The organism is Gilliamella apicola, assembly GCF_000599985.1.
GTDB lineage: Bacteria > Pseudomonadota > Gammaproteobacteria > Enterobacterales > Orbaceae > Gilliamella > Gilliamella apicola.
This window is the reverse complement of sequence record NZ_CP007445.1, coordinates 2625519-2637862: the sequence shown is the minus strand read 5'-3', so window position 1 is coordinate 2637862 and position 12344 is coordinate 2625519. Positions and strand designations below refer to the sequence as shown.

At 33.7% G+C, this 12344-nt stretch carries 11 protein-coding genes and 1 CRISPR repeat array; of the genes, 10 read left to right on the top strand and 1 reads right to left on the bottom strand.

Annotated features, from left to right (window positions below; translation table 11 throughout):
- The 8 genes from cas2e to yciH all read left to right on the top strand — a co-directional run bounded on the left by cas2e (window position 1) and on the right by yciH (window position 9464).
- Window positions 1–294, top strand: coding sequence for a type I-E CRISPR-associated endoribonuclease Cas2e (gene cas2e, locus GAPWK_RS11790; protein WP_025316428.1), 294 nt, complete (start codon window positions 1–3; stop codon window positions 292–294).
- Between the two features lie 84 nt (window positions 295–378).
- Window positions 379–1811: a CRISPR direct-repeat array (repeat unit 29 nt; unit sequence GTGTTCCCTGTATACACAGGGATAAACCG).
- 650 nt (window positions 1812–2461) lie between these two features.
- On the top strand, window positions 2462–3103 hold the full coding sequence (gene tmk / locus GAPWK_RS11785; RefSeq protein WP_025316427.1) for a dTMP kinase: 642 nt from the start codon (window positions 2462–2464) through the stop codon (window positions 3101–3103).
- Window positions 3100–4086, top strand: coding sequence for a DNA polymerase III subunit delta' (gene holB, locus GAPWK_RS11780; protein ID WP_025316426.1), 987 nt, complete (start codon window positions 3100–3102; stop codon window positions 4084–4086). Before tmk ends, holB begins: the two co-directional genes overlap by 4 nt.
- A 63-nt stretch (window positions 4087–4149) precedes the next feature.
- The gene (locus GAPWK_RS11775) at window positions 4150–5550 is read left to right on the top strand and encodes an MBOAT family O-acyltransferase (RefSeq protein ID WP_025316425.1); all 1401 of its coding nucleotides are present in this window, start codon (window positions 4150–4152) and stop codon (window positions 5548–5550) included.
- Between the two features lie 18 nt (window positions 5551–5568).
- Window positions 5569–7233 (top strand): DUF459 domain-containing protein, encoded by a 1665-nt coding sequence (locus GAPWK_RS14335; protein WP_025316424.1) that lies wholly within the window; start codon window positions 5569–5571, stop codon window positions 7231–7233.
- The gene (locus GAPWK_RS11765; protein WP_025316423.1) at window positions 7226–8398 is read left to right on the top strand and encodes a GDSL-type esterase/lipase family protein; all 1173 of its coding nucleotides are present in this window, start codon (window positions 7226–7228) and stop codon (window positions 8396–8398) included. Before GAPWK_RS14335 ends, GAPWK_RS11765 begins: the two co-directional genes overlap by 8 nt.
- 33 nt (window positions 8399–8431) lie before the next feature.
- On the top strand, window positions 8432–9136 hold the full coding sequence (pyrF, locus tag GAPWK_RS11760) for an orotidine-5'-phosphate decarboxylase (protein ID WP_025316422.1): 705 nt from the start codon (window positions 8432–8434) through the stop codon (window positions 9134–9136).
- Window positions 9137–9143: 7 nt separating this feature from the next.
- Window positions 9144–9464, top strand: coding sequence for a stress response translation initiation inhibitor YciH (yciH, locus tag GAPWK_RS11755; protein WP_025316421.1), 321 nt, complete (start codon window positions 9144–9146; stop codon window positions 9462–9464).
- Window positions 9465–9522: 58 nt separating this feature from the next.
- Here the strand turns inward: yciH and tmaR are convergent, their stop codons facing one another.
- Complete coding sequence (tmaR, locus tag GAPWK_RS11750; protein WP_025316420.1) at window positions 9523–9843, bottom strand: PTS system regulator TmaR; 321 nt, start codon at window positions 9841–9843, stop codon at window positions 9523–9525.
- Between the two features lie 321 nt (window positions 9844–10164).
- On the opposite strand from tmaR, the gene accD reads away from it, so the two are divergent.
- Entirely contained in the window at window positions 10165–11055 is an 891-nt protein-coding gene (gene accD, locus GAPWK_RS11745) for an acetyl-CoA carboxylase, carboxyltransferase subunit beta (RefSeq protein ID WP_025316419.1), read from the top strand.
- Window positions 11056–11058: 3 nt separating this feature from the next.
- A complete protein-coding gene (gene folC, locus GAPWK_RS11740; RefSeq protein WP_086271836.1) occupies window positions 11059–12333 on the top strand; it encodes a bifunctional tetrahydrofolate synthase/dihydrofolate synthase in 1275 nt (424 codons plus the stop codon).
- Window positions 12334–12344 lie beyond the last annotated feature (11 nt).

Sequence of the window (12344 nt, the reverse complement as noted above, 5' to 3'; positions counted from 1 at the left end):
ATGAGTATGTGTGTTGTGGTAACTGAAAATGTTCCACCTCGATTACGTGGTCGTTTAGCAATTTGGTTACTTGAAATTAGAGCCGGAGTTTATATCGGTGACATATCAAAACCAATAAGAGAAATGATATGGCAACAAATTGTTAAACTTGCAGAAGAAGGCAATGTAGTCCTTGCTTGGGCGACTAATACAGAATCAGGATTTGACTTCCAAACTTATGGCGCTAATAGAAGGGTTCCGGTAGATTTAGATGGACTAAGATTAGTCTCTTTTTTACCTATTGAAAATCAATAGGTTAACGTTCTTTAAAAAATTAAAAAAATTGGTAGATTTTTGGAGTGACAATAAATCTAAATAAAACAATTATATATATTTAGAGTGTTCCCTGTATACACAGGGATAAACCGCATTTATTGGATAGCGGAATTAAATCCATGACGTGTTCCCTGTATACACAGGGATAAACCGCTCATTTTCATTGCCGATTTATAGTGATATAGGTGTTCCCTGTATACACAGGGATAAACCGTTACGACCTCGTCACTGGGCGTGGTTAGCCAAGTGTTCCCTGTATACACAGGGATAAACCGCCGAGCAATATTTGCAGGTTGGACAGATCTACGTGTTCCCTGTATACACAGGGATAAACCGGTTTTCATCTCCATTGCTATAGTTTAGTACTCGTGTTCCCTGTATACACAGGGATAAACCGACGAATTGAATAAAAAAATAATTTATAATTTTGTGTTCCCTGTATACACAGGGATAAACCGACATGAAAGTTGGTGACATGATCATGATGAAAGTGTTCCCTGTATACACAGGGATAAACCGAGCTTTGTGCAGAGGGTCTGTTGTGTGTTACCGTGTTCCCTGTATACACAGGGATAAACCGTTTTGGTGTTGCGCTGTTTCGGTCTTGCGTTAGTGTTCCCTGTATACACAGGGATAAACCGTGTGGTTATACACCTCGAAAAAATCAGGTGCGGTGTTCCCTGTATACACAGGGATAAACCGAAATTAAATGGTTATGTCAAAATAAAGAGCGTGTGTTCCCTGTATACACAGGGATAAACCGCAAACTTAACTCGCCGAACAGGTAATCAGTGACGTGTTCCCTGTATACACAGGGATAAACCGTGCGAGCGAGGCTTTGTCGATTTTAGGTGGAAGTGTTCCCTGTATACACAGGGATAAACCGTATTGAAAGATCCTGATTCTGCAAAATATTCTGTGTTCCCTGTATACACAGGGATAAACCGACTTTGTATCAACTAAATTTCCCATTATTAATGTGTTCCCTGTATACACAGGGATAAACCGCTAAGAGTAGAATTAGGATCAGCGAATTCAGAGTGTTCCCTGTATACACAGGGATAAACCGCGCTTTAGCAACTGCTGTGCTTTTTTCCTGTAGTGTTCCCTGTATACACAGGGATAAACCGCGAATACACAAGAACCCGCGGCGCAGGCATTTGTGTTCCCTGTATACACAGGGATAAACCGACGTTATGAATCGAATTTTTAATAAAGAGGAAGTGTTCCCTGTATACACAGGGATAAACCGTCTAGATGTTCTCCATAATATTCATCTTTACTGTGTTCCCTGTATACACAGGGATAAACCGCCGCCTCATTCCTCAATTACTCCCTCATCTGCGTGTTCCCTGTATACACAGGGATAAACCGCAAAAGCTCCGTATGAAGCACCTGATAATCTCGTGTTCCCTGTATACACAGGGATAAACCGCATATAATTTATCTGCTTTTATATCTGATACTGTGTTCCCTGTATACACAGGGATAAACTATATTCGTCATTTTGCAGGGCTTTCTGCAAATTGTGTAAGGATAAATCAGCTTTTACCTGATTTTTTATTTAACTGAAATCCTTTGTTGGATAAGTTATTGCTAATTTGCTCTAAGTCAGAATGTTCAGTTTTTTCTGAAACATTAAATAATTGAGCAAAATATTATACAGTTTTGTATCCATTTTGTTTTATTAGCGGTTTATCTAAAAAAGCTTGTCTTTCTGTTAGTATTGGATACCTTCTTGTTCAATAACAACACAATGATTTGATTATAATTAGTTAAAATAGTTTTTATATCACAAAGATCTTCAATAACTTGTTGCAATGATGGTATTGGAAAACACAATAAGGTGTAAAAGTAGATTTAATTTTTGTCTAATATCTTTATACTTATCGATAATTTGTTATAGGGAATAATATGTTTTTAATAGGTTTTTGAGATTATTTGCGTTAAAAGCATAGATTATGGTAGATTTTTCTTATTTATTATGGATATTAAAATAGAAAATTGTAATACATATCAAGTTATGCTCTTTCTTAAAGAAGACGATTAAAGGTAAATTTGAGTTCTTCTAAAATATTTATTAAAAATAGCTTACAATAGTGCAATATTAAACATATGGTCATCATAAATAGTTTAGGAATTTAGCATGACAGGCAAATTTATTGTCATTGAAGGTCTTGAAGGTGCGGGGAAAACGACAGCAATCAATACTGTTGCTCGTATTTTGAATCAATATCATATTTGCGATTTACAATTTACTCGTGAGCCAGGTGGTACACCAATTGCTGAAGCATTACGTAATCTTATTAAAAATGGTTTAGATGATGAACCTTTGACGGATAAAGCCGAATTACTGATGTTATATGCTGCTCGCATTCAATTGATTGATAATGTAATTAAGCCTGCACTGAATGCTGGTAAATGGGTTATTGGTGATAGGCATGATTTATCAACTCAAGCTTATCAAGGTGGTGGTCGCCAGTTAGATAAAGTTTTTATCGCCACATTAAAAGAACAAGTTTTAGGTAATTTTAAGCCCGATTTAACGTTATATTTAGATATTGAACCACAAATTGGTTTAATGCGAGCTAGGGAAAGAGGAGAACTCGATCGTATTGAACAACAATCATTACCTTTTTTTGAGCGAATTCGTCAGCGTTATTTAGAACTAGCAAATCAAGATGAAACCATTTTTACCATTGATGCATCTAAATCAATCAGTCAGGTGACAATGCAAATTGAACAGATCCTAACAACATGGTTAACACAACAGGTTACTAATGTATGATTTTAAATGATTACCCTTGGCTGATATCGCCTTATCAACAATTTGCTGAAGGAATTATACATAAAAAAACTCATCATGCGTTATTGATTAATTACGTGCAAGGAAGTGGTGAAGATAAATTCATTAATATGGTAGCTAATCGTTTATTATGTTTGTCTGCACAGCAATTAGAACCTTGTTCAAGTTGCCACAGTTGTAAGTTATTTATGTCCCATCATCACCCAGATTTTTACATCATAACGAATGAACAAGATAAACAATCTATTGGTATTGATCAAATTCGAAAAATTACCACTAAAGTGTACGAAAAATCCCAACAAGGTGGCAATAAAGTTATTTGGATTAAGCGGGCCGCTTTAATGACAGAAGCCGCAGCTAATGCATTACTTAAAACATTAGAAGAGCCTCCAGAAAATACCTACTTTATTTTAAGTGATGAGCATAATAGCCATTTATTACCAACAATTCATAGTCGTTGTTTTTCTTATTTTTTATCAGTACCTAAATTGGAATACTCTATTGAATGGTTAAAAAAGAGACATAGTCAGCAATGTAGCGATAATGAGCTTGCCTCTGCGCTATTATTGAGCGAAAATGCGCCATTAGCAGCACTAGCTTTATTAAAACCAGAAAAGTGGCAACAAAGAAAGGCATTTTGTGACCATTTATTACGCGTTGTACCTCAGAATGATTATTGGCAACTTGCAAAAACATTCGAAAATGAAGAATTTATCGAATGTATTATTTGGTTTTGTTCTTTATTAAGCGATGCATTAAAGGCAAAACAAAGAGCTGGTCGTTTTATTGTTAATCGTGATCAAGTACCATTAGTAAGATTATTAGCAACTAATAGCAATGAAAAAATTTCTGCACTGTATGAATTATGGTTGCAGGCTAGACGTTTATTATTGTCTGTAACAGGGCTAAATAAAGAATTAATTGTTTATAATGTGCTAGCTCAATCTGAGATGATTAGTGATTAATGCGTTAATATACTTTCTAAAGAACTTTCAGGTTCGATATATGTTTATATAAAAAGGAATGCAGTGAGTTATTTATCTATTGAATTTGGACTAATCTTTATCGTTTTTTTTGCGTTATATTGGCGATATCGTCTTTTTCCTAAATTACAAAATAAATTACTTTTAGTATCAAGTTATCTTATTGTTGCCAGTTTTAGCTTGCAGTTTGCGCTAATTCTTTTTATTTATACCTGCGTAATTTATTTTTTCTCAATTATGATTGCCCAGTCAGATGAAAATGATAATCGGTGGTTAATTTGGGCGTTATGTTTATCAATAGCTAATTTGTCGTTGTTTAAATATTTTGATTTCTTTCGCTATGAGTTGCAGGCCTTATTTAACTTCCTCCATATACCAATCGCACTACCAGTTGTAACAGTACTTATTCCTATTGGAATCTCATTTTATACTCTTCATTCAGTTAGCTATATCGTCTCAGTTAAAAAAAGTGAATTACCTGTAGCTAAATTTTGGGATTTTGCACTGTTTTTATCTTTTTTTCCGAGTGTTATTGCCGGTCCAGTTAATCGTGCTAAGGACTTTCTTCCTCAAATAACTACTCGACATCCTCGCAAGATTTTACAACCGTTTAGAGCATTTACTTTAATAATTTTATCTGTAATTAAAGTTTATTGTTTAGGCGGAATAATAAGTGAAAACTGGGTTACTCCAATTTTTGCTAATCCTTTAGAGTTCAGTATTATTGATTTGTTAGTAGGACTTTATGGTTATTCAATTCAAATCTACTTAAATTTTTCAGGTTATACTGATTTAGTTACTGGTATGGCTCTTTTATTAGGTTTCCGTTTACCCACTAATTTTAACTTCCCTTATTTAGCCTGTAATTTACGGGAATTTTGGAGCCGTTGGCATATTAGTTTATCGCATTGGATTCGTGATTATATCTATATTCCTCTTGGTGGTAATCGAAAAGGGTTTGTTCGTACGCAAATTAATGTGATGCTGGCAATGCTATTATCGGGGTTATGGCATGGGGCTGGAATTAATTTTATTATTTGGGGGGCATGTCACGGATTTGGTATTATGATGCTCAATATTAGTGAACGTTATTTTGGTCGTGGTTGGATAACTGAGCGTTCACCTACATTAGCTAGATTTCTAACTTGGCATTACGTGTGTTTTTCATGGCTATTTTTTAACTGTGAAAGTTTGCCTGATGCATTAGATTATTTAACCGCATTAACACACAACTTTTTGATTGAACCAAAATATACTGTAACTTTGTTAAGTATCTACTTAGTATTTTTTATTTATCCGATATTAAAAAATATTCCAGATTGGTTTACTTTACTAATAAGTAGAATAAATCTAATTTACTTACCTATTATTTTTATTTCAGTATTGTGGTTGACAATATATATTGCACCCTCTGGTGTGCCAAACTTTATTTATGCTAACTTTTGATTATGATGATAACTCATTATGGAATATAAAAAATCGTTTTCGAAAAATAAGAAAAAAGCTTACTTGAATTTGAAATGGCAATGTCCTAATGCTTTGAATAAAGGGACTTTCAAGCGTTCAAGAAAATTTGTTAAAAATAATGTTATTTCTGAAATTGTTAGAAGTACTTTATCCGCTCGTTATATTTGTGTGATTTTACTTTTGACAGCGATTGTATTGATGGCAATTTATTACAAATCAATACTAATTTATTGGCAACAAACTTATCATTCAGACCTATTGGATTCCGATACGTTTGCTCAGGATGTCTCATCTGAAGAGTTCGACAAAGATGCAAGCGAAGGCATTACCGACTCTCAAAATAATTTTGTTCTTACTGAAAAAAATATTACTAATTTATCTGATGAATCTATTAAGTCTTTAGAGACCATTGAAGAACGTCAATTAGAATCAAAGGAAGATAAACTAAGTTTAAACGAAAATAAATTAGATTCAAAAGAAGGTAAACAAAATTCAAAAGAGGATAAGCTAAATTTAAACGAAAATAAATTAGATTCAAAAGAAGGTAAACAAAATTCAAAAGAGGATAAGCTAAATTTAAACAAAGAAAAACTGGATTCAAAAGATGCTAAGCAAAGTTCAAAAGAAGATAAAGTAAATTCAAAAGATGATAAGCTAAATTTAAACGAAAATAAATTAGATTCAAAAGAAGGTAAACAAAATTCAAAAGAGGCTAAACTAGATTCAGAGGAAGATAAACAAGAATCAACAGAAGATATTTTAAAAATATTTAGAGACGAAATATCTGTAGAATTACCTAAATCAAAAATTATTCAGCCAGAAACAAAGCAAGGAACAATAAGCAATACTGAAGATAAAATTGAAGCTGACGGGAAAGTTAATCAAAAAGTTCCACAATCATCTACAGAAGTTAAGACAAGTGAAACTCAAGTGACACCGATAGATCGAAATGATCAACCAGAGGTTTTGCCTGATGACGTATCATTAGTTGCTGAGCCAATACCAATTGTATTGACTCAAAATGATAAAGTTTTTTTTGCTGGTGACTCTTTAATGCAAGGTGTTGCACCATATGTTAAAAAAATGCTATTCAAACAATATAAAATTGAAAGCATTGATTTAAGTAAACGTAGTACTGGACTAAGTTATCCTAAAGCTTTTGATTGGCCAAAAACGATTAATGATAAACTATCTGAAGATCCTTCAATAAAATTACTTGTCGTTTTTTTAGGTGCTAACGATCCATGGGATTTTCCTGTCAAAGGCTATGCAACAAATGCAAGATTTAAATCTAAACTATGGGAAAAACAGTATCGTTTACGTATTGCCAGTATTTTAGAGCATGTCCAAAAACATAGTATACAAGTTCTTTGGCTTGCACCACCTTGTATGCGTAAGCAAAAACTAAATGATGGTATGGTTTATCTTAATAAATTATATCAGTCAGAGCTTGAAAAAACTCAACAACATTTTCTAACAACTAATGAATTACTCGGTTGTTCATATGAAAAATTCAATAGTTATATTGAAACGAATAAAGAAAAAATCAAGGTAAGGGTTGATGATGGTGTTCATTTTACACCTTCAGGCCAAAGGATTCTGGCAAAAGCCATTATGGAAAAAATAATTTTCAAAAAATTAGAGGATGTCCATAGTGAATAAGTTTTTAAAGTCTTTTCTGACTGTTATTTTTGTGACTTTCACTTTTGGATATAGTGTGGCTGAAAGTGAAGCAACTACAGGAGCGGGAATTATTGATTTTGGTGATCCAAATGCTAAGCAATTTGCTACCCGATTAAAATCATTAATGACCAATAAAAGTGCAAATAATGTTGTTAATATAACTCAATTTGGTGATTCTCATACCGCAGCTGATTTTTTTACTGGCGAATTTAGAACATTAATGCAGCAAAAATATGGTGATGCTGGTATTGGTTGGATAACACCGATTGCGATAAAAGGTCAGAGTCATGCAGCAGTGACTTGGAAAAGTAAAAATTGGGACGTTTTAAGTAGTAGAACTCTGAGTAATAGAGATTTCCCTATGGGTGGCTTTATTGCTAGACCTAACCAAAATTATGCGGTATTACAGATTCAACCAAAATCAGATTATAATACTGATTGGCGAGTTCAGTTAATTTTTAAACCTTTGAAAAATACGTCTAATTTATTTGGGCTTTATGATATTAACAATAATCGAATTAAATTTGATTATGTCCCTAAAGCCAATATTTGGCAAAGTGTATCTGTTGTTGCTAAAATGCCACTAAAAATAACAGGGCAAAGTACAGTTGAACTTGGAGGTATTTGGTTAACTCGTCATAAGCAACCAGGTGTTATTGTTTCAGCAATTGCTACAAATGGGGCAAGGCAGGCTATATGGCAGAAATGGAGCCCAAGTTGGTTTAAAGAACTATCTTTATCAAAGAGTGATTTAATTATACTTGAGTATGGAACCAATGAAAGTTTTGATGAAACTTTAGATCTCAATGCATACCGAAAAAATTTGATTAATAATATACGGCTCATTCGTAATTCATTACCCAATGCAGCTATTTTAATAATGACACCTCCTGATACAATGGCCAATCAAAAAGATATACCAAAATCATTTTCGGCAATAATGAATATTCAAAAACAAGTGGCTAGAAGTGAAAAAACATTATTTTGGGATTGGCAAAAGGCTATGGGAGGTAAATTTGCGATTAAAGAGTGGCGTAAACGCGGTTTAGCTCGCCCAGATTTAGTTCATCAAACTTTGAAAGGTTATAAAGAAAGCGCACGAATATTTTATAACGATTTAAATGAATTTGTACAAAAAAGATAGATAAAATTTAAGATAAAAAGGGATAAATGAGTTATGTCATCACCAATTATTGTTGCTGTTGATTTTGCTGATGTTAAGTCAGCTTGGAATTTTATTGATCGGGTTGATCCGAAAGATTGTCGTTTAAAAATTGGTAAGGAATTGTTTACTCATGCTGGACCTGAATTTATAAAACAGATTATGAATAAAGGCTTTGAAATTTTTTTAGATCTTAAATTTCATGATATTCCAAATACCGTGGCTAAGGCAGTAGCAGTGGCGGCTGATTTAGGTGTTTGGATGACTAATGTTCATGCTAGTGGTGGAATTCGTATGATGGAGGCTGCAAAAGATGCACTTTATCCTTATGGTAAAGATGCACCACTTTTAATTGCGGTAACAGTATTAACGAGTATGGAAGCGGCAGATCTTAAAGATATTGGTATTAATGTTTCACCTTTAGAACAAGCGACTAAATTAGCTATACTCGCCAAAAACTGTGGACTTGACGGTGTTGTTTGCTCAGCGAAAGAAGTACAAAGTTTTAGAACTAGACTTGGTAGTAATTTTAAATTGGTCACGCCAGGAATCCGTCCTTTAGGCTCAGGCCCTGATGATCAGCGTCGTATTATGACACCACAACGCGCTCAAGCGGCTGGTTCCGATTATTTAGTCATTGGTAGGCCAATTACTAAAGCAGAAGATCCTGCTAAAGCACTACAATCTATTTTATCCACCCTTGATTTAAGTAAGAGTTAATTTAACTATGTCCGATAATCCTCTTGTTTATTCGACCGATCAAGGGCGAATTAAACCAATAGAAGCAAAAATATCTCATCCTAAAGGTGACGGTTTTATACGTATTCAAAGACAGACATCTGGCCGTAAAGGCAAGGGTGTATGTGTTATTTCTGGTTTTGATTTGGATGATAATCAATTGTCCAAATTAGCTGGAGAACTAAAAAAACGTTGTGGGTGTGGTGGGTCTATTAAAGATAGAACGATTGAAATTCAAGGCGATAAACGAGATTTGTTAAAGTCGTTGTTAGAAGATAAAGGCTTTAAAGTTAAACTTTCGGGCGGATGATTTAACTGATAAAACATAACTCCCATGGATAAAGTTATGGGAGTTATATATTCAAAAATTAATTCGAACGATAAGTGCGCATTTTTTTGCTGATATCGCGACGCTCTTTAGATATTTCAGCATTTTTAATAATGTAATCATCAACTCGATCATCATAATCGCTTTTCATATTAGCAATAATAGCTTGAAGTTCTTCATACGTCATATTTGGTTTAATGTATTCACTTAGGTTTTCAAGTAAGAGTACACGTTTCTGGTTATCGCGAATTTTTTTCTCATTATCTGAAATTTCGCGTTTTAATTTGTTTAAACGACGTGATAGGCGAATGTATTCTAATACATCTTGAAACGATGGTGCACTTGCTTTTTCCTTGTCCATCTAAAACCCCTTAATTGTAAAAAATTGAAAAACAAACCTTGGCTAATTATATACTAATAATTTTTTAAGGTCATATTAATTATATTTTTTAAATATCATCAGATTTTGTTGGAAAATTCAATAATTAATTGCCTTTTTATGATTTATTTATCGGCGATTGGCATTATTCTTGAGTTTAGTAACTAATTTTATACTCAAACGTATGCATTTCCTCAAATTTTTTTACAAAAATGAGAAAAATTAAAACAACTATTAAGAATTATTCCAAAATATTATACAATAGACCAATATTTCTAAAGAGTATCTAATGAGAGAATCATAATGAGCTGGATTGAGAAGATTCTAAGCAAAAATAATATATCGTCAGATCATAAGAAGGCGAACATTCCTGGTGGTGTTTGGACCAAATGTAGTAATTGTGAGCAAGTCATTTATCAAGCTGAACTAGATCGTAATTTAGAGGTATGCCCAAAATGTGATCACCACATGCATATTGCAGCAAGAGTAAGATTATACCGATTTTTAGATGAAGGTTCAGATGTTGAGATCGGTGCAGAACTAGCACCCAAAGATATCTTAAAATTTAAAGATACTAAAAAATATAAAGATCGATTAACTGCTGCTCAAAAAGATACCCGCGAAAAAGAAGCTATGGTGGTTATGAAAGGAACACTGCTTGGTATTCCTGTTGTTGTCGCTTGTTTTGAGTTTGCATTTATCGGAGGCTCAATGTCTTCAGTTGTTGGAGCATTATTTACTCGAGCTGCTGAACAAGCTATTGCTGATAAGTGTCCATTGATCTGTTTTTCAACTAGTGGCGGTGCGCGAATGCAAGAAGCTCTCTTCTCATTAATGCAAATGGCAAAAACGAGTGCTATTTTGGCTAAAATGCAAGATGAAGGTTTACCTTATATTTCAGTTATGACAGATCCTACAATGGGTGGTGTATCAGCAAGTTTAGCTATGCTCGGTGATATTAATATTGCTGAACCAAAAGCATTAATAGGTTTTGCAGGTCCTCGAGTTATTCAACAAACAGTTCGAGAAACGTTGCCTGAAGGCTTTCAACGTAGTGAATTTCTACTAGAGAAAGGCGCACTTGACATGATTATCCATCGCAAAGATATGCGACCAAAAATTGCTGGTTTAATCGCAAAATTAATGAAACTTCCAGCACCTTTTTATGATGCCACCAATAATGAAACAATTTAACTAATCATGCAAGTTGAAAAACCTAATGCCCAGTCTGACTTATCAGCATGGCTTTGTTATCTTGAACAACTACATCCTTCAACGATTGATCTTGGTTTGGAACGAGTCAAAACTGTTGCTCAGCGTCTTAATTTATTGCAACCAGCACCTTATATATTTACGGTTGCAGGCACAAATGGTAAAGGAACAACTTGTAAAACACTTGAAATGATATTACTTGCAGCTAATTTGCATGTTGGTGTTTATAGTTCTCCTCATTTATTACGTTTTACAGAAAGAGTGCGAATTGATAATCAAGAATCAACAGAGCAAGAAACGATAAATGCATTTATTCAAATAGAAAATGCGCGCGGTGAAATTTCACTTACTTATTTTGAATATGCTACACTTGCTGCGCTGTATCAATTTAAACAAGCTAAATTGGATGTCGTTATTTTAGAAGTCGGTTTAGGCGGTAGGCTTGATGCAACTAATATTGTCGATGCTGATGTTGCAATTGTGACAACAATAGGAATTGATCATGTTGATTATTTAGGTAGTACACGTGAAAGTATAGGTCGAGAGAAGGCTGGTATCTTTAAGTCTAAAAGTATTGCTATCGTGGGTGAACCAGATATCCCTATGTCAATTTTAAATACAGCTAAGTCAGTCAATTGCCCTATCTATTGTATTAATCATGATTGGTCTTATGAGCAAAAGAGTAAAGATAGATGGGATTTTTATTCTAGTCAACATCAATATCAATCTTTACCAATACCTAAAGTCCCGTTAGCTAATGCTGCTACAGCAATTGCAGCTTTGAGTTATTCATCACTCCAAATTGAAACAAGACAAATAAGTGAAGGTTTATTGAATTCAAGTCTAGTCGGACGATTTCAGACAATAAAAACTGACCCACTTGTAATAATTGATGTTGCACATAATCCTCATGCCGCTGACTATCTAACAAAACAATTAACATTATTGCAGGCAGAAAAAAAACATTTAGGTAAAATTAGATTTGTTATTGCTATGCTCAAAGATAAAGACATTAAAAGTACTTTGTCTATATTGAAAGGAGATGTTTGGTATTGTGCTTCACTTTATGGCGACCGAGGATGTCGTGGCAATGTTTTAAAACAATATTTAATAGAGGATAATAAGTTTAATGTATCAACTTTTGATAATGTTTTAGATGCTTATCAAGCGGCGCTACATGATGCAAAAAAAGATGATATTATAATAGTATGTGGTTCGTTTCATACTGTATCTGATGTTTTATCTAAATTAGCGGATTAAATATAATTAAT